The following is a 25,962-nucleotide window of genomic DNA, read 5'->3' as shown; positions in this document are numbered from 1 at the left end:
AATTATTATTCATCCTCTTTATTTTTCGGTTCAAGAGAAACGTTTGACAAATATTGATAAGCTTTATCTGTGGGCAATTTACGGATTGTTCCTGCTGCCGCTACTATAGCCAAAACTTGTTTCATCGCATCTTCAAAAGTTGCGTTAGGCGCATCTCTAATCATGATTCCGACAGGCAAACCTAGCAGGATCAAAAATAATATTTCTAAAGGATCTAGGTGAATTTTTGTAGCCCCAAAAAATAAAGTCATTCCTTGGTTGCGGCGACTATATTCGTCGGATTCTCCTTTTGCTATCGGTATTTCTTTATTTCCTGACATAAATTATTTAAGTCGCGCCAAAAGCTATTAACAATTTGGCACGACTTAAATAATATTCCCTCAATATAATTACTGAGGGGACAGAAAAATAAATTATTTTAAGAGATTACTTTTGGTGATGTAAATCGAGCGAGAGCTGCCAGTTGGCAAGTCGAAGTAGGTAGCAAATTTACGTAAGCCACCAAAAACAATACCTCTTAAATAATCATTAATTTCCGCAGCGACACGAAGATTAATTGATAGAGATTGGCTTGCAGCTAGCTCCGCGCAGCTTAAGCTTTGTTGGATACGCTCTTGCTCCTCAACGAGTAATTCTGGATGAACCAATACTGGTGCTGGTAAACCCACACAAAAGCTGGAATTTACTGGAAATGCATAACGGCGCAAGTCTTCAAATGAGCTTGTATTTCCTAATAATATTTGACCGGATTGTTCGTGATTACCGCCATCAATCCACAATACTCTATACGTGTTTCCTGGAATATTTAAATCTAACGATTTAGCTAATTCAATTCTTGCTTTTGCATTATCAACGCACCCCACAACAACAATTAAATTTAACCCTCTGCCTTTATTGAGGTTAATCATACCAACCTCGAAAGGTTGGTTAATAGCACCAATATCTAATCCCATGCTTAAGCTTAATCGATGCGCCAAAACTTGTGCTTTTGGTCTTGTTAAATCGCCTGGGCAAAAAAGTTGTCGAATGATGTTTTTCTCTTCTACAATATCGAAATCAATGAATGTTGCACTCGCCGTTTTACCAGTAATATTTATCGCATACATCAATCGAGCGATGGCATAGGCGCAGTGGCTTCCAGTTCCACCACAACCGACGAGCATGAATTCAATTCGATCCCATTCGGGAACAAGGAACGGGACAGATTCTAGAAAAGAAGTATCAATACTTGTATTCATGAATATCCTTAATAGGGTGTTTATCGAAATCTTCAAAAATCATGTAGGCAGGAATCGAACAAAAGTAGCCGGCTAACCCAATACGAACGCTAATCGTCGGACGTGAATTGACCCAGCCCAAAATTGCATAAATCCGAAATCCTTGCTCGTCAGCATTATCTTGCTCGGAAAAGGTTGGAGCCATGTCTGCATGAGAATGGACTTCTATCAAAGCTTTTTCATAATCTGTATTCACCAAACTTTCATAAGTGGGCGCAACGGAACTTGGAGATGCCATCTGTTCAGGTTTCGATATCACCCAATCATTTTCTTGCCATAAATACCAAAGGATTTCGTTCTCAGTATTTTGAGCTTCACCTAACATCCTATCTAAAAAAGACCTGGGAACTCGCTCTCCATACCATATACAAATTGGTTCAATGTTAGCGAGTCCCCGAATTTCACACTTACCAATTACCCACATAACTTCTATGCCAGAGCGTTTAGCACGTATCAAAACACCATTGGCAGCAAAAACGTATTCATACAACTGAGCGGTAATTGGAGGCAGATTCGGCGTAACAGCAATAACGTATCCTACTAAGTTCATTGATAGTTCCTTGTCGCTCTAGTAATTATTGTGTCAATCGAGTAGTTTCCAAAAACAGGGATTAGCGTTCCTTTCGGGTATTTCTTTTTGCCCTTCAGCAGCAACAGTGAAGTCCGAATATCCGAACGATTCTTAGTTGACTTTCCATCAACTAAATGGTCGGTGAAAGCCGCAGCAAAAAATATCTGCCAAGCTTTTTCAATACCAGCAGGGTTCGCAGACGGCAAGAAATTTTGACCAAAGCAGATTCTCCCTGCTATATCCCCGTCGTATTGGTTTTTGTCAGTACTAACATTTGGTAAAGGTGCATGATACGCTATCGATTTCGGACTAAATTCATCTTCTTTAATTGCCCAGATATAGTATTTTTCAGCAATCCCGAAAAACACCAACCCAGGCATAGGGACGCTGATTTTTTCAACTCCCGATTCCTTAAAATACAACAGTAAATCCAACTTACCGGGAGGAGAAAAGCGCACACACCAATCTCCTTTGGCACAAACACCACAGCGAATAATATTATTGTTGAGCCAACCTGAATCAATAGGCTCATTACTAAAAGCGGCGCGAACCGAAGCGCTAGAAATCAACTTAGTTTGCACTCTCCCGGATTCCACCCAACGAAATACATATTGTCCATCCAAAAAGATTAAAATTGGCGGTTCGTTCGCGCTTGAGACAAGGTAATCAGCCGCACTTTCAAAAAGTGAATTAGGTAAATATGTCAAAGGTTCGTTGTTCATAATAAATCAGCTAAAACCTCCATCAAAGGTTGTGGTGCATCGTGAGGTTCGTCATCGCACTCGTAGAGTATTTGGCAAAATGCAGCAATGTTTTTCTTGTCCTCTAGCCAATCATCCAACTCAGCTACTTGAGAATAAATAAACTGACAATCCAACCAATTAGCCCTAAGCATTTTTACATTGTCAATCGTCCAATCAAACTCAAGGTAAGCTTCGTTGGTCGAATCTAGCCAAACATTGCCCGTACAATGGTCGAGAATTTCCATTATTTTGGGCAATACAATTAGAGGTGTTTGGGATTGTTTGCACAGCGCTTCTAGTTTTAAAAAATCACATCCCTGAACGGCTTCCAAGTCAGGAATTGCCTCACTTATCCAGTTGGGTATTTCTCCAAAAAAGCCCATCCCAACGTGACTTGAGATGCAAAGCACTAATTGAAAAGATTTCGGTAAAGATTCTAATTCTGTGTCCCACCAATCTGGATAAAATGGCCAAGCGGGAATTAAAGTAAATGATTCTTCCCCCAGCACAAGACTTTCTGGTAGGGAGAATAAATTCTCGTCAATCAACCTAAACAAGTTGAGTTCCCACGAGCTAATCGAGTCATCAGTAATCATCCATTGACAATTATCAAGAGCATAATCTTCAGGGAAAAAATGTTGATAAATCTTATGTAGCTCAACTAACCCGTCCAACCGTTCGAGATAAAAAACTGCATTACTCATATTGCTGGGCAGTATTAGATGATGCAGTAGTTCCATGTCTTCGTAGTACATCAAAATCCTGCGATTGTAACGTTACTGGCTTGAGGTGGACACTGGCAAAGGAATGTCAAAGCACGAGCCATCGAATCTTTTTCTTCCTGCCCAGCTTTCACGGCTGCTTTAATTTGCGGTTGCAAATCGAGAATGTGTTTGAGTTCAATTGGCGAATTACGAAAAAGTATTTGTTTGGCTTGCCAGGATAAATCAATTGCAGGATTAAGCTGATTTGGCGACAACATTAAAAATTCGATTACCGCATCGTTACCTTTGGGGCCAGCTCGCTTAATCATCCTTACAACCATTAGTCCATCAGAATTGGTTTCTCTTGTAATCTCGGCATTCGCTAGTTGTGGGTAAAAGGGTACGAGGACACTTTTTAAATCTTCGTCAACGCTTGCGATCGCATCATCAATATTGATGTCTTGTCCGTCGAGTTTAATAATTGCCATTTGGTTTATCCAAAAAGATTGAGTTTTGTTTGTTCTGCTTCGACTACTTCGCTTGCCACAACATCTACTTCGATAGTCGGCAACGATGCTTTAGATTTAGATTTTTTCGGTTTGCTCTTGGTATCTGGTTTTACTTCTGCTATCGCATCTATCTGGGCAGCGCGATCGCGTTCAATCGCCGCAGCTAACCTAGTCGGTAACTCTGCAATAAGCTCTGCCAATAATTCATCAATTAGCTGCGGGATAACTCCGCAAGTGAAGTCTTCAGAACGGCAGTTTTTGATAATTGGCGGGTCTTGATGGTTGCGAATTCCTATCACAATCCGTCGTCCTTCCACGGAGTCGTCTTCGGGGAAGATTTGGATATTAAAAGTTATGGGGCAATTGGCAAATTCATAAGATTTAGCCAATGCCTCCTCAACTGATTCCGGTTGATTTGTAGCTTCATCTGTCATTTTCTTAAGGTCACTAACTCGGTTGACACACCCACAGGGCGATCGCCTTTCCTGAAGGCGTCTTTAGGCAGCGATTTAACAACTCCACCAACATCATGAAACCAATCACGGAACGCAGTTTCAATCTTTGTCTTGCGGAAAAAGGCACCGCTAGAACAAACTGCGACTAGAACGCCACCATCTTCTAAACAATTGTCATAGGCATGGCGAATATGATTTATGTCGCCGTTCCCTCTAAAGTCAGGATTCATCGCGATCCGAGAATAGGTTCCACGGAAAGTTAAAAAATCTTGGTTGTACACCTTGAATCCCTTTAGACTTAGAAGCTTGGCTAAGTCGGTATCAAGCTCGACACAATCAACCTCATAACCGAGATCGAATACAGCTTGGGCGATGTGTCCCGAACCTGCCGAGGGTTCCAAAACAGTCATCCCCGGTGCGAGATCGAGCGCTTTGAGGATCTGTTTAACCACATCGGGCGGAGTAGGGAAGTAACCGGGGATATTGGCGACGGCTGCCCACTGCTGCAATCGCCGTAGTTCGCGCTGTCTTTCTTTTTCGGGGTCAACGACTATCGGATATTTTTCCAATAGTTCTAATAGAGCGTCACGAGCCTCCTCACGTTGAACTTTGTTGCCCAGTCCGGCTGCGACTAGTCGCGACTCCGGGAGCACATGGTTGCAGTAAATCTGCTCGATCAAAGCACGAGTTTTGACCCGTAAAAGAATCAGAGGAAGCGAGCCATCCTCTAATGCACTAGCCATCGCCAATAGGCACTGTTGGATTTTCTCTAGATACTCTCCTTCTTTCTCTATGGCTCTGCCAACTCTCAGCTTTTTTGCCGTGATGCTGCCACTGAGAATGGATGGGTTCTTTTTCTCATCAATAGAGATTTGCATAGCTTGCGCCATCTCTCGAAATCGATCTGATAGTTGCAAATCGGACTGAGTGACGGGCTTCTTCGGGGGTGCTATGCTCTCGCTTAGATCCTCATCGCCTGTTTGCGAGTTGAATAAGTTTAGTTGCATATTTGTGGCTTGATGAATGTCGCTCCAGGAAAATTTTCCTGGAGCTAGGGCGATCGCTAAATTGGGCGATCTTCTGATTCCAGTTTTGCGGCGAGTGCGATCGAGAGATCGTTTAAAATGCCAATTGCTGTTTTCAGCTTTTCCCCAAACGCCTCAATCTCAGCAGTGCTGAGGAAGTCCCCACTATGGTCATAAACTTGCTCGGCTTCACAGAGGCTAAAGGTTAGCTTGCTCTCAGCGTCTTCAAGAGATATTTTTCTGCGGAGGAATAGCGCTTTAATTTCTCCCATAGCCACGAATAGGCGATTTACTACTTTTAAGGATGGGGCAGTAAAAGTATCACCATAGTCGGTTTCTACCTTCCAAACTTCTGCCCCATAGCGGTGTATGTAAAACTGAGTCCCTTGGTAGACGAACCTTGCAAAAGTCCGGTGATGGTCGCCATCAAATTCAATCCCCATAGCTTTTTGCAAATCTGCGCTAAATATCGGATCGAACTTTTCTCGAAACTCGGCGATCGCAAATTGTCTTTGGGCTTCTTCTTGGGCAAGTCGTTGCTGATTTTCGAGTTCTTTTGCTTGTAGGTGTCGGTTGTAAGCGTCGTTGATAAGTTGTTCTAAATCAATCATTTGTTCCATCCCACTCCCAAATATTTACTTCCATCGCGTATCGCTCGCCATTGTCGGCTCCTGTATAACCGTCTTTCCAGCGCCAATACCAAACCAGCATTGTCTCCCCAGTCGGCACAAGGCGATTTGTGTAGGTGATTATTGTTCCGGGTCCGCCAGAGCAACTTACAACTCGGTCATCACGGAATGCCGAATAGTTGAAAGTTATGCTTCCGCTGATAAGTCTCCTATGGCGCATCCCATCAATGATTCCAATTTCCCCAGCTTTAGCTTCTTGCCAAGGCTTGGTCAGTCTGATTGCATCCCCTGCTTGAACTCCCATCCAGCCTTGGTAGGAGGTATCTAATTTTCTTTCAGATTCTGTCATGGTCATTGCACCTTAATAGCAAGCATCAAAACTCTGGTAAAGACTCATAGAAACCAGAGCCTTGGCAATCTAGAACATCTGAGTAGTGATAAGCTAAATCCTCGTCTTGGCTCAAGAAATTCGACCAAAATTCTTTGGATGTTTCTTGCCTACTCTCTAATTCCTTTATCGCGTCCTCTCTTTCTTGGTCTGTTAAATCAGTGTTCAAGTATGCAATCAGTGCGGATACGATAATTTTGTCGTTCATCATGGAATACCTTTTTAGATAATGATGGGTACGCGATCGCGTACCCATCAGGAAGTTCCTACGAGCGCAACTGCACAGGCATGATCAATGCCACGATGTCATACCCATTTAGTGGGGTACAAATCACCGGGGTAGCTGGGCCATTGACCTTGATTGCTACTTCTTGAGTCGCGATACTCTTGAGAGCTTCTGATATGTACTTGATGTTGAAGGCTATTTTGATGTCCTCACCAGAGACTTCGGCAGGGATTGCCTCGGTTCCAGAACCAGTATCATCGTCTTCCGAGTACAGGGTTATCTTCTTGGCCTCGACAGATATCTTGACCAAGTAGGTCTTGAGAGCTGCCAATACTGCCAACCGTCCGATGGAGCCAATCAACGGTAAGCGCTCAACCCAGATTTCTCGCTGAAACTTTTTCGGAATCAGTTCGTTGTATTTGGGATAATCGCCTTCTAGGAGGCGAGTCACAATAGTCGCTTCCTCTAGTTTGAACTGAACTATGCTCGGGCCCGAGCTATTACTAGACTCGTAACTGATTTCAATCATCGCCTCATCTTTTGCTAGATACCGCTCGACTTCGTGCAGCGATCGCGCTGGGACTGTTAGATGTTGGTCTGTCTCAATGTTTGTAGCTGAGTTAATATCAGCCCGATACAAAGCGAGTCGGTGTCCGTCTGTCGCGGCTATTTCAAATTTGCCTTCGGGACGAAATACCATGTGCGCCCCACACAAAACCATCTTGGTCTGATCGGTTGAAGTAGCGTACAAAGTACTGCCGCAGCCCACTCGTAGCAACTTGCTAGTCACTTTCAATGTAGTGACATTCGTTGTCGGAATCGGCAATGCTGGGAAATCGTAAGCATCGATGCCGGAGATTTCAAAAACACCATTGGCGGTGGTGAGCTTCGCCTTGGGGGAAGATTCGTTCCGCTCTAGGGTGATTGTGCCTTCAGGCAGTTGAGAAAGGATGTCGCTCAGTATCGAAACGGCGATGGTATAGCTTCCGCCCACGGGTACTTCTGTCGCTAGGAATGAGGTAATTACCCCCAAGCTCAAATCGAATCCGACCATTTCAACTCGCCGAGTCTCGGCGTCGGCGGTAATTTTGACGTTCGATAGGATCGGATGAATTGACATCGTGCGGATAACTCGCCGCACTTGAGCGATCGTCTTGGCAAAAAGGGCGCTGTTGCAGGAGAATTTAAAGTATCCGATGCTTTTGTCTTCAGTCGCGACTTCCGGTTCAGGGGGAGTTTTGGATTGGACTTCATCGGAAACAGGTTCGGCAGCAATTACCACCTCTGCTGCTTCAGCCTCAGCTTCTACAACTGGGGCTTCAACCTCATCGACTTCAGCCTCAGTTTCCACTGGGGCTGATTGTTTTAGAGATACCCAGTCCGGCTTTAAGGTTGCAGATTTACCATCGTGACATTTAAGCTTGAGCCAACCTTTGGTACTAAATCCAGTAATCTCGGCAACAGTACCGTTGTAGTTCGTGTCCTTAGTATTCTGCGATCGCAGAATTTCCACTTTGTCGCCAACCGCAAATACTGGCGTTACTGATGTTGCAGTCATGTTTTAAACCTCAAATAAGGAAAGTTGTCCTGGGACGGGATGTCTGGAAAATTCAACCGAATCGATATAGCGTTGGCATTCCGCTAGCACTTCGAGTTCTGTTGTTTCATCCATGCTTCGGGGAGTTAAATTGACTCGGAACCCCCAAGGGTCGTGAAGCTCCAAATGGAAATCGCTAATCAATTCAGTAATTGAAATCACCCAATGTCTGTAGATGATTTCTTCGCAGGCTTTGATAAAAAACTTTTCAAAGAAAAACCAGTTCAAACTCTCCCCGTATCCAGAAAGCCACTCATAATTATGGATTACGTGGCTTGCTTTTAAGGAAAAGTTTTTAGCTCTATCGAAAGTTGTAAAACAGCGGCGATGCCAAAAAATGCAGTGGTTTGAATCGATGACAGTCAACTGAAATTTTCCAGGAGATATTTCAGTAACTACGGAAGTCCATACTGGTTCATTTTTCATGTTTCATGCTTTATTAAATGTAAAAGAAAATTGTTGTTTTCCCCCTTGCATTAGGCAACTTGATTGTTTGCTACACTTAGATTCTAACACATTTTTTGATTGTTTGCAACATTGATTTAGGCAAGGAAAAGTAGTTATACAAGCTTAAGATTCCAGCTTTGATTTTGATGAAGATAATGCTTTTTTCTGCGTTCGCACTTCTTTCAGTATTATCACTGTAAAAACATTAGATAAATTCGTATATACAGGTGTAAGAGGTTCGATTAATTCAACTAATTTCCCTAGCTGAGTGTAAGCTTCTTGGGTGAGCGAGAGTGTTGACCACGGTGCGGATGAGGGTGCAACATCGGCGGCGGTTTCTTTGATTAAGCTTTCGTCTTGAGCGCAAGATGTGGCGTATTTCAAGATAGCCTTGGAAGCATAATCTTGCAGAGAAACAAACTTTCCGCTGGTTTTTACGAGCCAGTCTACATGGTTTTTTAGTCTTTTCTTTACAGTTTCGTTAACCCGTATTTTTTGAGTCTCAACGCCTTTGTATTTTCTCCCAGCACCGGGGCGGCTACCCCCTGCCTGCTTTGGCTGAGATTCTGGATTCTTTTTGGTCATATAAGTTATCAAGCACTAGTCCTCCATTTATTTTAAACATTATTGTCAATGAAAAAGAAAGCTGAAAAACCAAATACGATGGTGCTTGAAACTTGGAGTATTGAAAAAGCTGTAAATGCTCTAACAAAAAACAATCCGAGAATAATTACAACCAAGCAACTAGCTGATTTGCGAGGCGGTATCAAACAGTTTGGATTGTTACTACCTCCTATTGTTAATAAGCAGACGGGCAATGTAGTTGGCGGACATCAACGGATTCGGGCAGCACAGCTAGAAGGGCTGACTGAAATTCAGGTCAAAATAGTCGATTTGGATGAGAAGGCAGAAGCCCGACTAGGACTAGCACTCAATCGAATTAATGGGAAGTGGGATTACCAAATCCTTGAGGAAGTTTTGGCAGAATTATCAGCTTCTGAAGCGATCGCATTTTCGGGATTTAGCGAGTCTGATTTGATAGATATCATGTCAGATTATGAAGAACCTTTTGGAGAAACTTTTGAATCTTTTGCAGAACGTTTTAGTACCAAGAAAACGGCTGATTTTGTAGCTTTTCGTAGTGCAAAAGTATTTTTTACCTGCTCAAAACTGGGCTATGAGGCATTAGTCCAAAGATTGTACGCAGAAGTCGGCGTTGACGATATTGCAGCAGGTGCGCGGTTTTTTAAATTAATTGGTCTAGGGTAAATCATGACATTGCAATATAAAGACTTCTCCATTGCCGAACTTGAAGCAATGGTCAACCCCAAGAATCCGCGCTGGATGCCAGAATCTCAAATGGCTGCGTTGGGGGAATCGCTAAAAGAGTTTGGGCTAGTTGAACCGCTGATTGTTAATACGAGAAATAATCAAGTTGTCGGGGGACACCAAAGAATTCAAGCCGCTAAAAATAGTGGATTGGATTTTCTTTCAGCAGTGCTTGTTGACTTGCCTTACGACCAAGAAATGGCGTTAAACCTATCCCTAAATAAGATAAAAGGGGATTGGGATTACGACAAGTTAGCAGAGGTTTTGTCAAGTTTCGACGAAGCCGATCTTATCGGTACGGGTTTTAACATTCAGGAAACGGAAGCAATTGTTGCCAATGCAATCAATGAAGCTGAAAACCTAGCTTTTGGTGACAACGAAACTGTAGACGAAATTCGCAACCACAGTGACGAAGAAATCCAAGAAGAACTCGAAAGTACAGTCAAAGTTCAGTTTGGAATGTTCTCGAAACACATTCCATCCAGCGTTTATGAGGCTTGGGTAGAACGCCTCACAAACTTAAGCCCAAACGGGAGCAGTCCAGCAGCATTAGGAAGTGTTATCGCCGAAATGCTGAACATTCAACTTGCTGCTGAAGAAGAAGAGAATACCGACGCAGAACAACTAGCAGAAGTAGCCTAATAAATTTTATTAAATTGAGAAAAATCGTATGGGACAAGATGCCTTAAAGGTTGATAGCGATATTTTTGTCGCTCCAGGTAATTGGGAATTCAGCGCTCAAGTCGCTCCTAAATTTAATTCTCACGTGATTAAATCAGTTCCTTATTATTTAGATACTCAAGTCGCCGTCGCCGAAGTCTCTGATTGGTTTGTGCGAAAAAACTCGCTCATCCTAGATTTAGGGTGTGCGACGGGAAGCACTATTGGCGATGTTTACAGACGCCATATAGGCAAGAATATCTCTATTGTAGGAATTGACAACTCTGCACCAATGCTGGCAGAAGCGAACAAATCACTCCAAGGATTTCGAGGCATAGAATTAATCAAGGCGGATATCGAGACATACAATTTTCCTAAAGAAATTGACTTGATTTTGAGCCTGTACACCTTGCAATTTGTACATCCAAAGTTTCGGCTAGAAACCTGTAAAAAAATCTATGAAAGCCTTAATCCTAGTGGTGGGTTTTTGTTGGTGGAGAAAGTAGCCGATGAGGACAGCACCCTCTCCGAGATTTTTTGTCAGTTGCACTGGCAGCGCAAAGAGGCAATGGGATTAAGCGTCGAAGAGATTTATGGCAAGGCAAAATCCCTACGCGGCGTCATGGTTCCGCTAACTTTAGAAAGGAATTTCGCTATGCTCCGGGAAGCTGGGTTTAGCAAGGTCGGTCTTTTCTTTAAGTGGTTCAACTTTGCTGGCATTGTGGCAATTAAATAATTCAAAATTATCTTCAAAATGAAACTTCAAGACTTTAAAGATACCTCGACTAAGCTTGGATTTGAAGCTATAAACAAAGACAGGGAACTAGCAGGGCAAATTCAAGAACAACTAATTAACTTGGGTTTATTAGACGCTCCTGCTGACGGTAGATTCGGCCCAATCTCTACAGCAACATTGCAGACTTTTCAAAAGAAACTTAGCCCAGAAGAAGTTGGTTTTCTTTCTTCTGTAACTGCTCAAAACTTACTAGAAGCCAAGCCTGAAGATTTTAGAACGCCGATAAAATTCGGATCTGATTTTGCTAGTCGCATTCTCAAATATATGCAAGCTAAAGGCTATCAAGTCTTTAGCAACAATCAGGAATACAACATCGTTTATATTGAGGGGCTTAATGCCGATGGCACTCTCAACAATGATGCCCCAAACGTTTTCAACGATCGCCGCATCGTTATCGAAGTTGTCGATGGAGTTCCTAAAATTGCTGGAAACTGGGAAGCTACGTCTGAACCCGGTAGCTATTACACATATCACCCAATAAACGCTGGCGGGGCCGCCAGGATTCAGTTCGGGCAGTACAAAGCTTGGGCTGTTGGAATTCACGGAAATGCCGAGCCACACGAAGCATTGGTGCAGGTCAGAGATATCACCGTCTGCCGAGATTTCAACAAAGATGGAACGCGGACTGGCGATAAGCTCGACACAGGACTATTCGCTGTGAACCAGCACTGGGGTTACGATTATCCCGCTAACGATATCAACAACGCTTCTGCTGGTTGCTTGGTTGGGCGAACCCGCCAGGGGCATCGAGAGTTTATGTCTCTAGCTAAACGCGATCGCCGCTACAAGGCTAATAATGGCTACATTTTTTACGCCACGGTTATCCCAGGCGACGATTTCGTGAAAAGCACCATCTAAGAAGCAGGAAAATTTTCCTGCTTCTCAAAGTTGGAGGCTGATTTTGGGCTAAATAAAGCAGAAAAGAAGGATGCTTTATGAATAAAATCCCAAAATCGAGTGCTGTGCTGTTACTACTTTTAATTAGTTGTCAGCCATCGCCTCCAACCACACCCCAAGCCCCAATCGCGATTCAGCCGCCCAGTCCCGAACCAAAACAAGTGTTGCAGCAACCTGCAACACCAGACCCTTTTGAAGAAGCTATCAGTCGCGGCAGTAGTGCAGCTACGATTGCTCAAACGAGTACATCTTTAGAGGATCGAAAATTAGTGCAGGCTCAGTGGCAAGAAGCGATCGCACTGATGAAAGCTGTGCCAAAAACCAGTCCCAATTATGCTACGGCACAAACCAAGATAACTGAATATCAAAGCAATTTGAGCGGTGTATCGAAACAACGATCTGTTGCAGTTGCCGCCGCACCAAAATCAATAACCAAACCATCTGCAAACACAAAGGTTGTGTCTGCAACTCCAGTCGCCCAACCCGCTCAATCGCAATTAGAGAGTTACTTCAACTCTGTCATCGACCAGGGTGGCGATGGGGACAGTTATTGGTGTGAGGAATACAAGTCTCTGCAAAAAACTTTGTATTCTCCTCGCTCCTATAAAATTCTTTCCTCTGAAAAAAGGGGGACTGAAAAACAGCCAGCTTTCAAATTCCACACCACAGTTGAATCAAGTAACAAAGGTGGTAGTCCAATTGTTGTAAATTGGAACTTTTACTTGGTTGAGAATGGGAATAGTTGGTGTATTGCTAATATGGACTCCTAACTCTTTTGACTTCCCGTCTTGACTGCGGGAAGTCAAAACCCTGCTTAAATTTGAGTAATTCCCAGTCTCCTTAAGGCAGTTGCAAAGCTTTTATAAGTCCCAAACAAAGTATTACAGTAGTAAACTTCAAACTCAAAATCTTTGTTGAGATAAATAGACCAGAGCGAGCTTATTCCCAGCCACTTGGAACAGTCGCATTTTAATTTCTCAATCCCTTCAGTTTGGGTTGGAATCAGGGTAGGAATCGTTGAATCAACATTTTTCTTCTCAACAAAATAATCCAGTAAATCAACCCCATGCGCTGCTTTTCTTAAGTAAAAAAGTAACCGCGCTGCAAACTCCGCTTCATCGCATCCGGTGTAGGGAATGCTAAAGCCAAAAGTAAATTTACTAATCCGAATCCCAGTTGGCGGTTGAAAATCTACTCCACGCAGATATTCAAAATAAACATTCACCTCGCCCCCATTCTCGTAGATTTCAATTTCGCCCCATTCAAACACGTAAATTCTCAGCTTTTTGTTGGTTTCTTCCCGTAAAGTTCCACCAAGCAATTGCGCTATTTCTATAGCGTTAAACTCTGCTAGTCTATCCATGATATTTTGTAAGGTAAGAGTACTAAAAACGACCGATGCCTGCGGGGGCATCGCCTTCTAAATTGGTTGAGTCTGGTGTCTTTGTGGAGTCTTGGTGACAACGGGAACAGTTTTGGCTACTTCAATGCCGTGGATTTTACGCCAGGTCGGGATGTCTCGAATATATTGAAGCACCCCGGTTTCACCGATTACCCCTAAAAGCATTTCGGCAGATTCCCATTCCTTGGAAGTCGCACCAACTTCTTTGAGTAAATCGATAAGAGCCTGATTCATCTGAATCACGGTTCGCATTTCCAAAGAGTAGTGCGGTACTTTCTCTGAAAGTAAATCTTGCCGCGATCGCACTTCACCCCCATGTCGCATTGAAATCTCCAAGATTTGTTGCCCCAAAGGGTCTACTGGCAACTGATGTTGAATCATGTCGGCTTTAGACTTTTTCCGACGAGAAGTAGTCCGCTTGGGTTTTTCAGAAACGGCAAGTTCTAGCACCTGCGATATGGGCAGCACTGTTTGAGCTGTCACCATCGAATGACGCCAGTCGAGCAAGCAATGAGGGTAAACAATTTCAGCCGTTATCTCCCGACGCAGACGGTCAATGCCGGCGGGTGTAAGTTCGACGTAAAGCTGGCGTTCTAGCCAGCCCATGCCTAAATCTAGTTCCTCATCATCCTCGTTGGGAGGGGCGTAGACAGGTAAGTCTTCATTCCAAGAAATAACGTAGTAGAAGTAACCGCAAGTTGCGTCTTTAATACTGAGGACGCGGCTATCTGGTTTGCTTTTGCAGAAATTCTCAACCCATTGCTTCTGCTTTTTATTGGGTCGTCGTGCCATTATCCATGCCTCCCAAAAACATATTCGTAACTGGCAATTGCTGCTTCTTCTGTGGAGAAAAAGCCTTGAAAAGTCCCTTGGACGATGTAACACCACTTGCCCAAGTCATCAGGTTCTAGAGTGGAAGAAATATCGATATCGGCTTGAGTAATTTGGAAAACTTTCATCTGTTAAACCCACCGATAAAGGTAATCCACGGCATATCTGTACAACGTGATGAAACCACCTGCAATAATCTTCTCTTTGCTGTTGGCAACAACTTCGTCAGATGCCTCAAAGGTGCGATAAAGTGGTTTCACCCAAGGGTTAGCAGTATCCCAAAATCGCATTTGATAGGTATCGCTATTGATGGGTAGCCAATAGGAATGGCGAATTTCGGGAAACAGAAGATGTTTCTTTTGGTCTAAAATTGTGGTCGCTAATTTTAACTCTGATTCTGACAGCTTGTTAACATCAAATCGGGGGTCTTTAACGGTTTTATAAAACCATAAAATTGAATCCATCGGGATTAGCTGTTGAGCGTCGGGGTGACTACGCATCCTCTGATATTCCTCAACCAAATACCGAGCCGCTTGGGTCATGGATTTAAATTCTTCCAGATGGTGAGTCTGCCAAACTTGTATGTTTTCAGTTTTGATGTGGCGCAGGAACCCTGCGACTTTACCGGACTGTGGAACATCGACAGCACAAGTGAAGCCAAACTTAGGATTGGCAGGTTGTAAACGGCGAATTTTAGAAATCATGACTATTTATTTTGGTCTAGAAAGGATAGTAAACTTGCGTTGTGGTTAATCAGAGAGGAACAATCTCTCAACATTGACGGTTGCCAAAAAAGCTTTCCTTGCTTAAATTCTGGAGGGTCTTTTTTGGGCTTGGGATCTGGGGCGACATCCCACCCCGCATCAACATATTCGGCGTTACCTGCACCATTGGGAAATATCCACTCTTTGGCGTGAAACCTTGGTTTTTCCGCACACCAAGCAACGCAGATAATGGAGCTGCCAGGATACATAATCAGGCGATCGTAGTTGCAATGCTGGCGAATCCAATTGAACACTGGGCGGGGATGCGGGTAGGCATGGATAACGATATCGGCAGCGCCGCCGATGCCCCCTTGGGGAGGGCGGAACAAATGCAGAGCTAGAGGATTGGAAACGCTTGGATACCAGTGCTTCCAAAGCTCAAGCGAACAAAACCCAAAGGTGACACTAACAGGGCCAAACTTTTCCACAACAGGATCGAGGATGTGATGGCACAGTCCTTGGAGTCCCTTCACTTCCAATCCAGTCCAGCTGCTAGGGCAATTAGGAATGCCGCGAGTTATTGCAGTTTGCGAGTAAAGAAAGTCGGAAAGCACAAAATACTTTCCGACGCGCACATCCTGCGGACGAGTGCGGGGATGCCATTTGCGTTCGGTCATTTTGATTCAAATAAAGTGTGTTCTCCCAAAATTCCCATGCGGGAAATTGATTGGGGTTTGTGAATTGTGCAGCCACGAAAATTTGGATTCCATTGCTGAATAATTCGCTTTGAACTAATCGCATCAACTCCGACACACAAAATCGGACTTTCAGGATAAACCCGAATAAAATCGAATTTGTAATTATCGGAAGCTTGCAAATAAAAAGCTAAATCCAGCGCTGGTTTCGACCAATTATGCACCCAAATATCGGCTCCCCCACTAGTGCTAAATCCGTGAGCTAATGCAGATTTGGGCCACTGAGCGCCATCAGTACGATAAACATACTTGTAAAGCTCCAAACCCAAATATCCCCTAGTAATCGAAATTCGGTTAAATTCCTCACACAAAGGATCGAGAAGTTGTTCGCACAGCATTTGCATTAATGACATTGCTTTTTGTCCTGGCTCAGATTCCCAATCAAAAGAATTGGAAATTCCTTTTTTGATGGCAGTTTCGGAAATCAAAAAGTCCAGCAATGTAAAATACTTGCCGACTTTGATATCCTGAAGACGGGTTCGCCGTTTTTTATTTCCACCATTTGAGGCACGGATTATTTTGGGCGGCGGAACATCCAAAAGTGTCGATTTATCACCTAATAAAAAAGCACCGCCAAAAATGTGCTTGCAAGGTAAATGACGATTATGAATATCGGCGCAGTTACAAGCACAAGCTTTTGGGCCCAGACGGACAATAAGCTGCTTATTAGTTCCGGGGAAAAAATTTACTCCATTTTCAACAATCTCAAATTCGTAAGTTTCAACTACTTCTTTGGCGCGAAACCGACGACTTTTAATATCGTCGGTTTCTTCTTGGGTCAAAAGTATTTTTCCATCGCGCCAACAAGCTAAGGCGGTAAAAGCTAATTTGGGTTGCATTGTTTTAGACGGGAGAGTTTGTCTCTCTCGGTTTTCGCGGGTTTGATTCTTTGCTACATCTCGATCTTAACACATTTTTTGATTACTTGCAACATTTTACTTCCCTGAAAGCTGCGCCACACAAAGGTTTTCGGGTATGAGTATTTTTTGGTGCAAAGCGAATATCGGGCTTTATTCTGGCTTCTGTGAGTCGTAATTTACTGGTATTTTCCGTCCCTTTTTTGTCGCTCTCACTGGTACAACTTCTTCCTCTTCCGATCCAACACAATGAGCATAAATTCGCCGCAAATCCTGCATCAATGGCTCTTTAATTTCAGCAGGGAAAACATGGTGACGCTCGGCAGTAATCATCTCGTAAAGCCACCAAGTTTGAGCGGCACAATTATCTAAGAAAGTCCGTTTCTTTAGAGCTTTAGCGGTGCGATCGCCGAAGGAGGCAAGGTCAAATAAACTGTCTTGAGACTGGGATTGGTCTTGCTCATTTTTCTGCCGACGAATATCGCGCAACAATTGGCGAATTTGATTAGCCGTCAAGTCGTATTCAGCAGTAATTTTGAATAGCGATTGAATCTCTGTTTGATTCAACGGGTAAGTTTCTGTAAAACTTGCCACTTCAAAAGCCCGTGAAAGTAAATCCAATTTGTCTGTTTGTATTTCCCAGTCTGTGCCCAAAAGCCGAACAAGGGAATGATATTTGCGTGCCATCCCTTCACTAATCGCCAAACTCTTAGCAGCCTGCTGATAGTTATTACCGCATTTATTAATCAAGAAATCAACGCACCGTGCATATTCAAATGAGGCATATTGCAACCTGTTAGCGTTGGACATTAACGCCATCATTTGCGCTTCTTGCAAACTAATTTGATGAACGCGACATGGGGTAGAAGTGTCACCACGACGAATCATGGCTTCGAGTCGGTGATGCCCTGCAATTAGAATCTTTCTGCCATCAGGCGAGAGCCAAACGTCCAAAGGATCTAAGGCTTCCGGCTTCCAGTTTGCAACCAACCACTGTACCCTTTCTTCATCAAAAGCGACAGACCGAAACTGAAAAGAACCCAGGTCTTTTTCAATTTCACTTAAACGTACTCTAGTTGTTTTCATGGTGAAATTAGGGAGATGTCAAATCTCCCCCTATAGGACAAAATTAACCCAATAAATCAAATAAATTGGTTTGCTCTACCGCTGGCATCGGCGCTGGCGCGGCGTCACTTTCCTCAGTTTCATCTGTCGAGAATTCCAGAATATTGAGTTGCCCATCTATCTCCGAAACTCCGGCAGACTGCTGCTTTTTATCTGAATCAACGGTGCGCTTTTTCCAACCTCTGAGCCTTGCTGCTTCGACTACTTTAGAGCGGATGTCTCGCGCCAATTCTTCGTAGTCATGCTTGATGCTTTTGTACTCAACGGGACGGCAACCAATCAATTCCCAGGTATCTTTTACCCCATCCTTTAATCGATTGTGAGCCACCATCGCCTCGTTACACGCCCATAAATAAACATCGACCCACCGACTTTTCATCGGCGCTTCGTAACTGGCGGGCATCATCACAGCCACTATTTCACCTGGGGTAACTAGGTTGCCGACAATCCCCTTATCGTGTTCTTCAAAAACTAACTTCAGGCGGTCGATTGCGATCGCTCTAAATATCCACGAGGGTATCGTATCCGACCAAGCTCCGCGATGAACCATCACGGGGGCTGCGATGTAACGGATGTGCCCCATTTCCATATCGCCCATTTCAAGCAGTGCAGCAATAACTTCCTTATTCGTGTCTAGTTCAGCTAGCAACAACAGCATCGCTCTTGTCGCTGGGCTAAGACTGCTTTCGGCAAGAGAGCGGCGGTTTTTAGCTGTCAGCGCTTCCACGTCGAACAAAGAGTTGTTTTTGGCTTGTTTGCGGCGGTTTTTGGCAGTCAGCGGTTCAAGGTCAAACAAAGAGTTATCAGTCATGGCTAAAAATGAGTAGGTGAAATCTGTCCACGGAAGTCCGTGGACAGGGTGAATGTGAATCTATGGAACTAGCTAAAAAGCCTGTGGATTAGGTGGTAAACCGGATGTCCTCAAGTTTGCAGACAGTATTGGCAATGCAGATCGGTGCATTTATAGATTCCAAATGCTTACAGCGTTCTGCCAGCCTTTGCGCCGCTTCGGCTTTGTCATCACCAAAGGCAACGTCATCATCTCGGAAGGAAAAATGTTCAACAACTTGTCCTTTCCAGCGAACATAGCCGTCAACATCTTGAGTTAGGTTTTCAATGCCATAAAACCAATGACAGCCAGGGATATCTTCTTGCGGCTTTGCGTCTGGCTCACCTTCACCTTTAATGTAGTTAAGTAACTCCACTGCTTTTGCAATCCGCTCCTTGGCGACTGATAAAATGCGACCAGTTTTGTGTAAATCGGTTGTTTCCAGAAGGTCAACCAGTAACCCTAGCGCTTGATAAATTTCCGGCGCAGAGGCAATCAATCGAGCGTCAGCAACCGGATCGCCTAAAATCACATCCTCTGGAATCTGAATATAAGCAGGACGCCATCGAGAGCCATCTTCTAATGACACAATCCCATCACATCTAGCTACTCCAAAACGTTCAGTTGGTTCCATAATTTATCGGCGTCCTTTTCCCCGGTGAGGTGGGCAAGGGCAGTATTGACATTACCCACTAGCAAGCCAATAACCAAACCGAGATTTGCTACTATTCGCATTCGATTAATCCTAAAGAACGTAACTCTTCTAAAGCTTTTGCATCCCAACGAAGAGGGCTTTTTGCTTCGACATTGTAAGCAAATTCAACAGCTTCTGAATTCTCGCTGTTGAATTCAATCGCCACCTCGTAGTAATTGCCAAAATCGTGAGCTGAACTTTTAATGCGGTAAGAAACCTCATCTTCTAATGTTGGCGGGACAGGAAATAATCGCTGCAAGTATTCCTTATAAATCCTGCACTCTTTTTTTGCAGATATCGCATCATAATCAGCAGTGCCGACTTGCTGGCATTGCTCCTCTGCGGGCACAGTTCCTATCTCTAATTCATTCAAGGGAATAACCTCTTAACTTATTGGCAATCTGGGTAAAATAAATTCCACCCAAATCACCGAACTCCATGCAGACATGAAGCTCGGTGATTCAGGAGTATTGGAATTCAAGTCATGTTAATTACTTGCAGGCGATCGCGTGTCCTGTGCCGATGCCAAAAATTCTCGCTCCGGGGCAGTAAACTATCAGTAAATCAAGGAATTCGTCGCGGTCATAGTACTTTTGAAAAGTGCCAATTTTCGTTAGCTGCTGTCCTGCCCCATCACAGCGCACAGCGACAACTATTGCCTCGGTGCATAATTCCCAAGTCAATTGCAGGAGTTTGCAACGCTCTACAGGTTCTTCAATGACGTTGAGAACATAAATCAAACTGACAATTGAATACGTGGTTTTCAGCTTTTGAAACTTGGGGTAGTGGTAAGGATCGAATGCGTGAACTTCATAGCGATCGTCAGTGCGCTCTTGAAGTCTTGGCATATCCAAATTGTGTCCACAACCAACGTCGAGCCAAGAGCCAGTTCTGGGAAGAAAACTGGAACTTATAGCGTTCCGCAACGGTAAAGATAACTGTTGGCGTTTGATAGCTGTTTTCCATCTGGGAGTTTTCCAGTTTTTGGGATAAAGCCAACTGGGGTATTCGTCGCACTCTTCATCATCAACGGAAATGTCAAACAAAGAAGTTTGGATTGGATCGGGCATCCTATTATTCAAATAGCTACTTGTAACTCCATTTGTGCGATAGCCTCACGTTTCTCCAGTTTCATCACAGAAAACTCATCCAGAAGCCTACCTAAATCAATGTTTTTAATCTCTCGAATTGCCCTCACCTCAGAAATATCCTCTTGAAATTCCCAGTGACTAATATGTTCTTGTAAAAGCTGTTGGCGCTTGGCTTTGCGCTGGGCGTCATTGTAAAGTGTTTTGTCAAAAGCTATTATCGAATCAACCTGAGATTCAATTTGCTTGATGATTTTATAAAGCCGCTCAATCTGAATATCAAGCTCGTGAATCTCAATCTTAATGCTAGCGATCGCCGCAGGATATTCGCTAAATTTAATCACTAATATCTCCAAAATTTAAATTCATTTTCCACGAAAAAATAAGGGTGGATTTCTCCACCCTTCATATCTATCCTCTCTCTCTTATTTGATATACCTTCTCCAATACTTGCCTTGTTCATATTTAACTTCAATCCATGCATAATATCTTTCGCCTTCCAGTTCAGCTAATAACTCATAATGCACTATCGCTAATACAACTGCTACGAATCCTTCACGGGAGCTTGCTGAATAATATGCTCCCCACAATTCATCTATCGTATTAGCTCCTGCTAACTTAGCTGCTAGCTCAAATACTTCTTCCGAGGGGGTCAATGAAGCCCATATCAAAGAGGCTCCAATCAATTGTTCTTCCACCTTGGACTCTGCAATTATCATCTCCAATTGGGGGATAGAGTATTCCTGCCGATTCATTCTGTTCCATGCTTTTCCCCAACTGCATATACCCATATCCTCTACCTTTACACTTCCACCACAATCCTGATTCTTCTCCACATCTTCTATTACTCTTACCATCGTCTTTTCCTCGCGCTCGTTGATTGTTTGCTACATCTTAATTCTAACACATTTTTTGATTTTTTACAACATCTTGAACTTAGCAAAAGCCTTATAGTGCAAAGGTTTTGCTCAACAGAAACAAGATTCAAAAGTGGTATGGCGACCTAACATATCCGACTTTCAAAACTTACGTTTTCAATACTCTGAATAAGTAAATATATCGATGCGGATCTTTGAGGTTTATTCCGAAACTGGTATAACCAAATGCTCGGACAAGCTTTGATTTAAAGAAGTGTCTATTGAGGAAATAATTATGCGAAGAAAAACTTCTAAATCCCAATTACGGATGGCGAGTAAAAATATGTTTTGCAAAGGCGGTGGTGGTGGCGGCGGCGGCGGCGGCGGCAGTGGTGCGAAGGCGGGCGGTGGTGCCACTAAACAAAAAACTGCTAAGAAAACAAAAAGCGACAACGGATCGGTAAAGCAGAGGCAAGCAGCAGCCAAAGCTAAGGGAATAAAAGGGGCAGGCAAAATGAATTCTCAAAGTTTAGCTGATTTAGGTTTCTAGATTAAATGAGGATATCAGGCAATTATCATCTAAAAAGCGATTCAATTTATCAGGCAGATTTGCAAATCAAGCCAGATACTTTTGCAGAAAAAGAAGGTTGGCTGTTACCTATAAACGGGCCGTTTACTTTAGTAAAAGCCGAACGAGGCACAGCTATTTTATACGTTTCTTCTCCTGGGGAAACACCCTTGTATTACACAGCAACGCCTGCCTCCCTCCATTGGGGGGAACAGAAATTGAAGCTACCGAAATCTGCAAAGAGAGTCAACCCTGGAGAGATGATAATTTGGGAACCAGGATATATTACAAAGCAAGTTATTGATAATATCCTGGTTTCTAATATTCGAGGCGATTATCCTATAGTATCCGCCTACGAAGAATATGCTCGGTTAATCCTATTTGCAGTTCAGAAAAGACTTGCCACTTGTCCTCAAAGCCATCGGGTTGCTATTGCTCAAAGCGGCGGATTAGATTCCTTAATCCTTGCTTGGGCACTACACACTTTAGGCGTGGAAGTCTACCCCCTTACCGTCTGCACAAACTCCACTAATTTAGATATTACCGCCGCCACTGCTTGTTTGGAAAATTGGGGATTAAAGCCGATTCCGATTGTCGTAGAAAATTCGCAAATTGAAGAATTATTAAAAGAAGCAATTGCCTGCTTGGAAGATGTAGAGACATCAAATCTGCGAATGGCAATGGGAAGCTTGCTCATGGCACGAAAGTGTCAAGAACTGGAAATTCAAAGTATTTTCATTGGGCATGGACACGATGATATTCACGGTAAAGGAACTTTAGTAAAAGCTGCACTAAAACACGTAACAGAAGGAAATGAATCGGAACGTTGGGCGATCGCACGTAAAAATGTAACTCTAGCCACGGGGGGAATGCTGAAAATGTTTTCCTCGACTTTTCGCAGTTACGGCGTTCACGTGCGAATGCCTTATTACGACAGAGATTTATTGAATTGGGCTTTTAGTCAGCCAACTTCAATCATTCCTGTGACTTTCGACAAGTCTTTTGTTCGGGATTTTGCTACTACAGTTTTACCGAATGGGGAATGGCTAAATAAAAAGCATTCGGTTGGATATTTAACAGGGGCAGGATTGAGTTTTAAACAGCCGTTGCTAAAGAAAAACCCGTGCCTTGCTGCTGAATTCATCCGGGAAATCTTATCAGATATTAAAAGGAAAAAATGATTGACATCAAGTTAGTACCTTTAGACCAATTAGAAGCCTGGGGGAAAAACCCAAGACAGCGAGATCCAGAGCGATTTGAATGGATCAAAATGTCATTAAAAAAGTTCGGGTTTGTAATGCCTGTATACGCAAGACAGTCAGACGATGGCAAGCCCTCAATGCTTTATTCAGGGCACCAAAGAACTGGGGCAGCGCGAGAACTTGGGTTTACTCATGTACCCGTGGTTTACCTACCTGGATATGATGAAGCCACAGAGCGCGGGATAAATATAGTTTTTAACCTTTGCACGAACGATCACGCTACCAAATCAGATTTCGGCAAGAAAGCGGCAATGGAATTATCGGATTTGGAGAAGTTTCAAGCCTTGCCAGATACCACAGATCCTTTTCCTTGCTTGAAACAATTTGATATTAAACCTATCGATTACCAGGAAGATTTAAAACCTTCAGAAATAAGTAATATGACTTTTCTATTCGCCCAAACTTTTTGTGATTTGGGCGTAGAAATTCCAATCATTTTAAATGCCGACAACGAAATCATCAACGGAGGCCCCAGGCTTTTAGCCGCCTTATCTTACGGGCGAATTGCTCACTCGGCAGTAAAGGTGACAGAGAATAGCGAAGCAATGCAGCTGTTCCTAAATAAAATCACAATGAGTTTTGACCTGCAACGAGCTTTTGGGGAAGAGCTGCGTTACAACTCATTCTTTCGCCGCCGCAACCAAGCCGCCCAACGAGTAACTTTTGGAGTTGGCTTTTACCAGTGGGTCTTTGGCAAGGAAGCCCGAAGTGGAGGCAAAGCCTGGTTGCTCAAGCACATGGTCAAACTAGAAGGAGAATATCGCGCCCGCTTTATTGCCGAACACGGAACCACCTGTATCGATTTCGGCGCAGGAAGGTTGGACAATACCAATAAACTTCAGGCGGCTGGCATCACTTGCATCCCCTTTGAACCCTATGCCATGAAACCGAACAGCGACCAAATCAACCCTGCTGGAGCAAGGTTGATAGCGAGGCGCTTTTTGGCGTGGATTGGCACCAATCCAGTAATTGATTCGCTATTTTGCTCAAGCGTATTTAACAGTGTTCCCTTCGCAGAAGACCGGGAACACTTGATGGTGATATTTAACGCCATCTGCTCTCAAGGAGCCAAGCTTTACTTGCATACGCTCTCCGATTCCAATCTTGCCAGCCGAGTATTTAGCAACGGGTTAAACGCCTCATCTCGTTCCGATGGCGCAATTTTACTTGATACAGAAGCAGGACTTTATATCAACGAAATCCTAAAAGTTCCCAAAGTGCAGAAGTTCCATTCTGAAGAAGAACTAACCGCTCAAGGTAAACGTTACTTCCACAAAGTTACCTATTATCCTGCCAACGGTTCTTCGCATGGAATCAAGTGCGAAGGGTCAAGAAATATCGACCCAATTCTATTAGTAAAAGCGTTGGAATTCGAGTTCAACCTGCCTTATCCCAACAACCAACGGATGGGGTTGGCACAAGAAGCACTAACGGCTTTTTCTAAATTTACAAAAATCGATTTACTGGCTGTCAAGGAAGAATATGATGCAAAGACTGATAGGCAAGTGCAATCCGAGAAGGGATAAAGACTTTCAAGTAGTTGATTACGCAATCAGTCCTCTAAAATTTCAAAGCATAGAAGGTTTCAATATCCCAGTAGACTGTGGAGCTAGCTTTGTTAGCTCCCAGAATGGAAAAGTTTGCTTATTCACCGGATGGAGCCATGAAATCCCAATCTACTATTCAATTTACCGCGACAATTTGTACTGGCACGAGCAATATTTAGCTCTACCCAGACAGATGCGGCCTGTTTTAGTGGAGCGAGGACAAGCTGTTATTTGGCATCCTGAGCGCGGTATTACAACTTACGAGGTTGAACCGATTCCCCGCCCGCCTATTAGAAGTGATGAAGTTTCCCTAGATGAGGCAGTCGAAGAATACTTAAACCTTATTTTGGATGCGGTAGGCAATCGCATTAAATCGAGTATTCACCCTGTTGCTGTTTCTCAAAGCGGCGGATTAGATAGTTGTTTAGTAGCGTGGGCACTCCACACACTTGGCATAGATTTCGTGCCAATGGTTGCTTGTTCTTCTTTAGAAGATTGGGATTATCAAATGGCACAACTAGTTTTATCTCAAATTGGCATCGAACCGATGCCAATAGTTATCACACCACAGAGGTTGCCAGAGCTATTTGATGAGGCTGTCTTTTGCTATGAATCGACCCAATTCGACAATCTGCAAATGGCAGCGGCTAACGTGGCGATCGCAAAGCAATGCCGAGAGCTTGGGATAAAAACCATTTTTAATGGACACGCCCACGATGACTTAATGGGGAGCGAGGGGTTAGTCCAAGGTAAATTCAAGCAACTAAAAGGCACTCAATCTGAGCGTTGGCGTGATGCTAGGCGAGATTCGATGTCTGGTTTTGGCATGGAAAAGATGTTTTCGGCTGTTTTTCGTCGGCATGGCATTAAGGTGCAAATGCCATTTTTTGATACCGACTTAGCAAATTGGGTTTTTAGCCAAACCACAAATATTATTCCAGTAAAAGCAAGAAAACCTTTTGCTCGTCTAGCGACCCGTAAAGTTTTACCGATTGGTGAATGGTCGCGGGAAGTTTACAACCGCCACGGTTACATTACTGGCGCTGGATTTTATGAAGACAATATTCGTCCAGCGATTGATGAGCATCTAGAAAAAGCCAAAATCGTTTTTGCTTACATTAAAACCCAAGATTGGCGCAAAATTGCTTCGCAGCATGATGCCGAGCCAATCGAGGGGGGACTTAACTAAT

General features: G+C 43.5%; 37 protein-coding genes. 9 read left to right on the top strand and 28 right to left on the bottom strand.

The window, feature by feature from the left end; translation table 11 throughout:
* Positions 1-5 precede the first annotated feature (5 nt).
* From RMZ95_RS03545 to RMZ95_RS03480, 14 genes are all read right to left on the bottom strand, one after another.
* Entirely contained in the window at positions 6-320 is a 315-nt protein-coding gene (locus RMZ95_RS03545) for a hypothetical protein (RefSeq protein ID WP_322685587.1), read from the bottom strand.
* Positions 321-413: 93 nt separating this feature from the next.
* Entirely contained in the window at positions 414-1,238 is an 825-nt protein-coding gene (locus tag RMZ95_RS03540) for a ThiF family adenylyltransferase (RefSeq protein WP_322685588.1), read from the bottom strand.
* Entirely contained in the window at positions 1,222-1,827 is a 606-nt protein-coding gene (locus RMZ95_RS03535; protein ID WP_322685589.1) for a Mov34/MPN/PAD-1 family protein, read from the bottom strand. Before RMZ95_RS03535 ends, RMZ95_RS03540 begins: the two co-directional genes overlap by 17 nt.
* Entirely contained in the window at positions 1,824-2,570 is a 747-nt protein-coding gene (locus RMZ95_RS03530) for a hypothetical protein (RefSeq protein ID WP_322685590.1), read from the bottom strand. The genes RMZ95_RS03535 and RMZ95_RS03530 overlap by 4 nt, the downstream gene beginning before the upstream one ends.
* On the bottom strand, positions 2,567-3,346 hold the full coding sequence (locus RMZ95_RS03525) for a hypothetical protein (protein WP_322685591.1): 780 nt from the start codon (positions 3,344-3,346) through the stop codon (positions 2,567-2,569). The genes RMZ95_RS03530 and RMZ95_RS03525 overlap by 4 nt, the downstream gene beginning before the upstream one ends.
* Positions 3,346-3,783, bottom strand: coding sequence for a hypothetical protein (locus RMZ95_RS03520; RefSeq protein WP_322685592.1), 438 nt, complete (start codon positions 3,781-3,783; stop codon positions 3,346-3,348). The genes RMZ95_RS03525 and RMZ95_RS03520 overlap by 1 nt, the downstream gene beginning before the upstream one ends.
* A 5-nt stretch (positions 3,784-3,788) precedes the next feature.
* Positions 3,789-4,238, bottom strand: a complete 450-nt coding sequence (locus tag RMZ95_RS03515) for a hypothetical protein (RefSeq protein WP_322685593.1) — start codon at positions 4,236-4,238, stop codon at positions 3,789-3,791.
* Entirely contained in the window at positions 4,235-4,912 is a 678-nt protein-coding gene (locus RMZ95_RS03510; protein WP_322685594.1) for an rRNA adenine N-6-methyltransferase family protein, read from the bottom strand. Before RMZ95_RS03510 ends, RMZ95_RS03515 begins: the two co-directional genes overlap by 4 nt.
* A gap of 410 nt (positions 4,913-5,322) precedes the next feature.
* Positions 5,323-5,895: a hypothetical protein gene (locus tag RMZ95_RS03505; protein WP_322685595.1), complete on the bottom strand. Its 573-nt coding sequence runs from the start codon at positions 5,893-5,895 to the stop codon at positions 5,323-5,325.
* A complete protein-coding gene (locus tag RMZ95_RS03500) occupies positions 5,888-6,262 on the bottom strand; it encodes a hypothetical protein (protein ID WP_322685596.1) in 375 nt (124 codons plus the stop codon). Before RMZ95_RS03500 ends, RMZ95_RS03505 begins: the two co-directional genes overlap by 8 nt.
* Before the next feature lie 25 nt (positions 6,263-6,287).
* Positions 6,288-6,512 carry a hypothetical protein gene (locus RMZ95_RS03495; protein WP_322685597.1) on the bottom strand — a complete coding sequence of 75 codons (225 nt, stop codon included), beginning with the start codon at positions 6,510-6,512 and terminating at the stop codon, positions 6,288-6,290.
* A gap of 55 nt (positions 6,513-6,567) precedes the next feature.
* On the bottom strand, positions 6,568-8,085 hold the full coding sequence (dnaN, locus tag RMZ95_RS03490; protein ID WP_322685598.1) for a DNA polymerase III subunit beta: 1,518 nt from the start codon (positions 8,083-8,085) through the stop codon (positions 6,568-6,570).
* A 3-nt stretch (positions 8,086-8,088) separates the two neighbouring features.
* Positions 8,089-8,550: a hypothetical protein gene (locus RMZ95_RS03485; RefSeq protein WP_322685599.1), complete on the bottom strand. Its 462-nt coding sequence runs from the start codon at positions 8,548-8,550 to the stop codon at positions 8,089-8,091.
* A gap of 144 nt (positions 8,551-8,694) precedes the next feature.
* Positions 8,695-9,156 carry a hypothetical protein gene (locus tag RMZ95_RS03480; RefSeq protein WP_322685600.1) on the bottom strand — a complete coding sequence of 154 codons (462 nt, stop codon included), beginning with the start codon at positions 9,154-9,156 and terminating at the stop codon, positions 8,695-8,697.
* 48 nt (positions 9,157-9,204) lie between these two features.
* Here RMZ95_RS03480 and RMZ95_RS03475 point away from each other — a divergent pair, with 48 nt between their 5' ends.
* From RMZ95_RS03475 to RMZ95_RS03455, 5 genes are all read left to right on the top strand, one after another.
* Positions 9,205-9,840, top strand: a complete 636-nt coding sequence (locus tag RMZ95_RS03475; RefSeq protein WP_322685601.1) for a ParB N-terminal domain-containing protein — start codon at positions 9,205-9,207, stop codon at positions 9,838-9,840.
* A 3-nt stretch (positions 9,841-9,843) separates the two neighbouring features.
* Positions 9,844-10,542: a ParB N-terminal domain-containing protein gene (locus RMZ95_RS03470; protein WP_322685602.1), complete on the top strand. Its 699-nt coding sequence runs from the start codon at positions 9,844-9,846 to the stop codon at positions 10,540-10,542.
* Between the two features lie 28 nt (positions 10,543-10,570).
* Positions 10,571-11,296 carry a methyltransferase domain-containing protein gene (locus RMZ95_RS03465; protein WP_322685603.1) on the top strand — a complete coding sequence of 242 codons (726 nt, stop codon included), beginning with the start codon at positions 10,571-10,573 and terminating at the stop codon, positions 11,294-11,296.
* A gap of 18 nt (positions 11,297-11,314) precedes the next feature.
* Complete coding sequence (locus tag RMZ95_RS03460; RefSeq protein WP_322685604.1) at positions 11,315-12,214, top strand: peptidoglycan-binding domain-containing protein; 900 nt, start codon at positions 11,315-11,317, stop codon at positions 12,212-12,214.
* 77 nt (positions 12,215-12,291) lie between these two features.
* Positions 12,292-13,023, top strand: a complete 732-nt coding sequence (locus tag RMZ95_RS03455) for a hypothetical protein (protein ID WP_322685605.1) — start codon at positions 12,292-12,294, stop codon at positions 13,021-13,023.
* Positions 13,024-13,067: 44 nt separating this feature from the next.
* Here RMZ95_RS03455 and RMZ95_RS03450 read toward each other — a convergent pair whose 3' ends face one another.
* The 14 genes from RMZ95_RS03450 to RMZ95_RS03385 form a co-directional block, all read right to left on the bottom strand.
* Positions 13,068-13,616, bottom strand: a complete 549-nt coding sequence (locus RMZ95_RS03450; protein WP_322685606.1) for a hypothetical protein — start codon at positions 13,614-13,616, stop codon at positions 13,068-13,070.
* Between the two features lie 57 nt (positions 13,617-13,673).
* Positions 13,674-14,447 carry a hypothetical protein gene (locus tag RMZ95_RS03445; RefSeq protein ID WP_322685607.1) on the bottom strand — a complete coding sequence of 258 codons (774 nt, stop codon included), beginning with the start codon at positions 14,445-14,447 and terminating at the stop codon, positions 13,674-13,676.
* Entirely contained in the window at positions 14,447-14,614 is a 168-nt protein-coding gene (locus tag RMZ95_RS03440; RefSeq protein ID WP_322685608.1) for a hypothetical protein, read from the bottom strand. The genes RMZ95_RS03445 and RMZ95_RS03440 overlap by 1 nt, the downstream gene beginning before the upstream one ends.
* A 3-nt stretch (positions 14,615-14,617) precedes the next feature.
* Positions 14,618-15,190, bottom strand: a complete 573-nt coding sequence (locus tag RMZ95_RS03435; protein WP_322685609.1) for a hypothetical protein — start codon at positions 15,188-15,190, stop codon at positions 14,618-14,620.
* Between the two features lie 2 nt (positions 15,191-15,192).
* Positions 15,193-15,867 (bottom strand): hypothetical protein, encoded by a 675-nt coding sequence (locus RMZ95_RS03430; RefSeq protein ID WP_322685610.1) that lies wholly within the window; start codon positions 15,865-15,867, stop codon positions 15,193-15,195.
* Positions 15,864-16,784 carry a hypothetical protein gene (locus RMZ95_RS03425; RefSeq protein ID WP_322685611.1) on the bottom strand — a complete coding sequence of 307 codons (921 nt, stop codon included), beginning with the start codon at positions 16,782-16,784 and terminating at the stop codon, positions 15,864-15,866. The genes RMZ95_RS03430 and RMZ95_RS03425 overlap by 4 nt, the downstream gene beginning before the upstream one ends.
* A 171-nt stretch (positions 16,785-16,955) precedes the next feature.
* Positions 16,956-17,888: a ParB/RepB/Spo0J family partition protein gene (locus RMZ95_RS03420; protein WP_322685612.1), complete on the bottom strand. Its 933-nt coding sequence runs from the start codon at positions 17,886-17,888 to the stop codon at positions 16,956-16,958.
* 43 nt (positions 17,889-17,931) lie between these two features.
* Positions 17,932-18,738: a hypothetical protein gene (locus tag RMZ95_RS03415; protein ID WP_322685613.1), complete on the bottom strand. Its 807-nt coding sequence runs from the start codon at positions 18,736-18,738 to the stop codon at positions 17,932-17,934.
* A gap of 88 nt (positions 18,739-18,826) precedes the next feature.
* The gene (locus tag RMZ95_RS03410) at positions 18,827-19,390 is read right to left on the bottom strand and encodes a hypothetical protein (protein ID WP_322685614.1); all 564 of its coding nucleotides are present in this window, start codon (positions 19,388-19,390) and stop codon (positions 18,827-18,829) included.
* On the bottom strand, positions 19,363-19,491 hold the full coding sequence (locus tag RMZ95_RS03405; protein ID WP_322685615.1) for a hypothetical protein: 129 nt from the start codon (positions 19,489-19,491) through the stop codon (positions 19,363-19,365). Before RMZ95_RS03405 ends, RMZ95_RS03410 begins: the two co-directional genes overlap by 28 nt.
* Positions 19,482-19,823, bottom strand: coding sequence for a hypothetical protein (locus RMZ95_RS03400; RefSeq protein WP_322685616.1), 342 nt, complete (start codon positions 19,821-19,823; stop codon positions 19,482-19,484). Before RMZ95_RS03400 ends, RMZ95_RS03405 begins: the two co-directional genes overlap by 10 nt.
* Before the next feature lie 118 nt (positions 19,824-19,941).
* Positions 19,942-20,520: a hypothetical protein gene (locus RMZ95_RS03395; RefSeq protein ID WP_322685617.1), complete on the bottom strand. Its 579-nt coding sequence runs from the start codon at positions 20,518-20,520 to the stop codon at positions 19,942-19,944.
* A gap of 8 nt (positions 20,521-20,528) precedes the next feature.
* The gene (locus tag RMZ95_RS03390) at positions 20,529-20,882 is read right to left on the bottom strand and encodes a hypothetical protein (RefSeq protein ID WP_322685618.1); all 354 of its coding nucleotides are present in this window, start codon (positions 20,880-20,882) and stop codon (positions 20,529-20,531) included.
* A gap of 81 nt (positions 20,883-20,963) precedes the next feature.
* Positions 20,964-21,395, bottom strand: a complete 432-nt coding sequence (locus RMZ95_RS03385; RefSeq protein ID WP_322685619.1) for a hypothetical protein — start codon at positions 21,393-21,395, stop codon at positions 20,964-20,966.
* Positions 21,396-21,690: 295 nt separating this feature from the next.
* Between RMZ95_RS03385 and RMZ95_RS03380 the strand changes: the two genes are divergently transcribed.
* Genes RMZ95_RS03380 through RMZ95_RS03365 form a run of 4 tightly spaced genes read left to right on the top strand, consistent with a single transcriptional unit; the run spans position 21,691 to position 25,961 of the window.
* A complete protein-coding gene (locus RMZ95_RS03380) occupies positions 21,691-21,945 on the top strand; it encodes a hypothetical protein (protein ID WP_322685620.1) in 255 nt (84 codons plus the stop codon).
* A 5-nt stretch (positions 21,946-21,950) separates the two neighbouring features.
* Positions 21,951-23,144, top strand: coding sequence for an asparagine synthase-related protein (locus tag RMZ95_RS03375; RefSeq protein ID WP_322685621.1), 1,194 nt, complete (start codon positions 21,951-21,953; stop codon positions 23,142-23,144).
* Positions 23,141-24,751: a ParB N-terminal domain-containing protein gene (locus RMZ95_RS03370; protein WP_322685622.1), complete on the top strand. Its 1,611-nt coding sequence runs from the start codon at positions 23,141-23,143 to the stop codon at positions 24,749-24,751. The genes RMZ95_RS03375 and RMZ95_RS03370 overlap by 4 nt, the downstream gene beginning before the upstream one ends.
* Positions 24,708-25,961 carry an asparagine synthase-related protein gene (locus RMZ95_RS03365; RefSeq protein WP_322685623.1) on the top strand — a complete coding sequence of 418 codons (1,254 nt, stop codon included), beginning with the start codon at positions 24,708-24,710 and terminating at the stop codon, positions 25,959-25,961. The genes RMZ95_RS03370 and RMZ95_RS03365 overlap by 44 nt, the downstream gene beginning before the upstream one ends.
* Position 25,962: the final 1 nt, after the last annotated feature.

The organism is Nostoc sp. DedQUE07, assembly GCF_034530975.2.
Classification (GTDB): Bacteria; Cyanobacteriota; Cyanobacteriia; order Cyanobacteriales; family Nostocaceae; genus Nostoc.
The sequence above is the reverse complement of the archived record's forward strand: the minus strand, read 5'-3'. Positions and strand labels throughout refer to the sequence as shown.

Bases quoted from the DNA above. Each gene is read 5' to 3' on its own strand.
- RMZ95_RS03545 (WP_322685587.1), bottom strand. From the start codon at position 320: ATGTCAGGAAATAAAGAAATACCGATAGCAAAAGGAGAATCCGACGAA.
- RMZ95_RS03540 (WP_322685588.1), bottom strand. From the start codon at position 1,238: ATGAATACAAGTATTGATACTTCTTTTCTAGAATCTGTCCCGTTCCTT.
- RMZ95_RS03535 (WP_322685589.1), bottom strand. From the start codon at position 1,827: ATGAACTTAGTAGGATACGTTATTGCTGTTACGCCGAATCTGCCTCCA.
- RMZ95_RS03530 (WP_322685590.1), bottom strand. From the start codon at position 2,570: ATGAACAACGAACCTTTGACATATTTACCTAATTCACTTTTTGAAAGT.
- RMZ95_RS03525 (WP_322685591.1), bottom strand. From the start codon at position 3,346: ATGTACTACGAAGACATGGAACTACTGCATCATCTAATACTGCCCAGC.
- RMZ95_RS03520 (WP_322685592.1), bottom strand. From the start codon at position 3,783: ATGGCAATTATTAAACTCGACGGACAAGACATCAATATTGATGATGCG.
- RMZ95_RS03515 (WP_322685593.1), bottom strand. From the start codon at position 4,238: ATGACAGATGAAGCTACAAATCAACCGGAATCAGTTGAGGAGGCATTG.
- RMZ95_RS03505 (WP_322685595.1), bottom strand. From the start codon at position 5,895: ATGATTGATTTAGAACAACTTATCAACGACGCTTACAACCGACACCTA.
- RMZ95_RS03500 (WP_322685596.1), bottom strand. From the start codon at position 6,262: ATGACAGAATCTGAAAGAAAATTAGATACCTCCTACCAAGGCTGGATG.
- RMZ95_RS03495 (WP_322685597.1), bottom strand. From the start codon at position 6,512: ATGATGAACGACAAAATTATCGTATCCGCACTGATTGCATACTTGAAC.
- dnaN (WP_322685598.1), bottom strand. From the start codon at position 8,085: ATGACTGCAACATCAGTAACGCCAGTATTTGCGGTTGGCGACAAAGTG.
- RMZ95_RS03485 (WP_322685599.1), bottom strand. From the start codon at position 8,550: ATGAAAAATGAACCAGTATGGACTTCCGTAGTTACTGAAATATCTCCT.
- RMZ95_RS03480 (WP_322685600.1), bottom strand. From the start codon at position 9,156: ATGACCAAAAAGAATCCAGAATCTCAGCCAAAGCAGGCAGGGGGTAGC.
- RMZ95_RS03475 (WP_322685601.1), top strand. From the start codon at position 9,205: ATGAAAAAGAAAGCTGAAAAACCAAATACGATGGTGCTTGAAACTTGG.
- RMZ95_RS03470 (WP_322685602.1), top strand. From the start codon at position 9,844: ATGACATTGCAATATAAAGACTTCTCCATTGCCGAACTTGAAGCAATG.
- RMZ95_RS03465 (WP_322685603.1), top strand. From the start codon at position 10,571: ATGGGACAAGATGCCTTAAAGGTTGATAGCGATATTTTTGTCGCTCCA.
- RMZ95_RS03460 (WP_322685604.1), top strand. From the start codon at position 11,315: ATGAAACTTCAAGACTTTAAAGATACCTCGACTAAGCTTGGATTTGAA.
- RMZ95_RS03455 (WP_322685605.1), top strand. From the start codon at position 12,292: ATGAATAAAATCCCAAAATCGAGTGCTGTGCTGTTACTACTTTTAATT.
- RMZ95_RS03450 (WP_322685606.1), bottom strand. From the start codon at position 13,616: ATGGATAGACTAGCAGAGTTTAACGCTATAGAAATAGCGCAATTGCTT.
- RMZ95_RS03445 (WP_322685607.1), bottom strand. From the start codon at position 14,447: ATGGCACGACGACCCAATAAAAAGCAGAAGCAATGGGTTGAGAATTTC.
- RMZ95_RS03440 (WP_322685608.1), bottom strand. From the start codon at position 14,614: ATGAAAGTTTTCCAAATTACTCAAGCCGATATCGATATTTCTTCCACT.
- RMZ95_RS03435 (WP_322685609.1), bottom strand. From the start codon at position 15,190: ATGATTTCTAAAATTCGCCGTTTACAACCTGCCAATCCTAAGTTTGGC.
- RMZ95_RS03430 (WP_322685610.1), bottom strand. From the start codon at position 15,867: ATGACCGAACGCAAATGGCATCCCCGCACTCGTCCGCAGGATGTGCGC.
- RMZ95_RS03425 (WP_322685611.1), bottom strand. From the start codon at position 16,784: ATGCAACCCAAATTAGCTTTTACCGCCTTAGCTTGTTGGCGCGATGGA.
- RMZ95_RS03420 (WP_322685612.1), bottom strand. From the start codon at position 17,888: ATGAAAACAACTAGAGTACGTTTAAGTGAAATTGAAAAAGACCTGGGT.
- RMZ95_RS03415 (WP_322685613.1), bottom strand. From the start codon at position 18,738: ATGACTGATAACTCTTTGTTTGACCTTGAACCGCTGACTGCCAAAAAC.
- RMZ95_RS03410 (WP_322685614.1), bottom strand. From the start codon at position 19,390: ATGGAACCAACTGAACGTTTTGGAGTAGCTAGATGTGATGGGATTGTG.
- RMZ95_RS03405 (WP_322685615.1), bottom strand. From the start codon at position 19,491: ATGCGAATAGTAGCAAATCTCGGTTTGGTTATTGGCTTGCTAGTGGGT.
- RMZ95_RS03395 (WP_322685617.1), bottom strand. From the start codon at position 20,520: ATGCCCGATCCAATCCAAACTTCTTTGTTTGACATTTCCGTTGATGAT.
- RMZ95_RS03385 (WP_322685619.1), bottom strand. From the start codon at position 21,395: ATGGTAAGAGTAATAGAAGATGTGGAGAAGAATCAGGATTGTGGTGGA.
- RMZ95_RS03380 (WP_322685620.1), top strand. From the start codon at position 21,691: ATGCGAAGAAAAACTTCTAAATCCCAATTACGGATGGCGAGTAAAAAT.
- RMZ95_RS03375 (WP_322685621.1), top strand. From the start codon at position 21,951: ATGAGGATATCAGGCAATTATCATCTAAAAAGCGATTCAATTTATCAG.
- RMZ95_RS03370 (WP_322685622.1), top strand. From the start codon at position 23,141: ATGATTGACATCAAGTTAGTACCTTTAGACCAATTAGAAGCCTGGGGG.
- RMZ95_RS03365 (WP_322685623.1), top strand. From the start codon at position 24,708: ATGATGCAAAGACTGATAGGCAAGTGCAATCCGAGAAGGGATAAAGAC.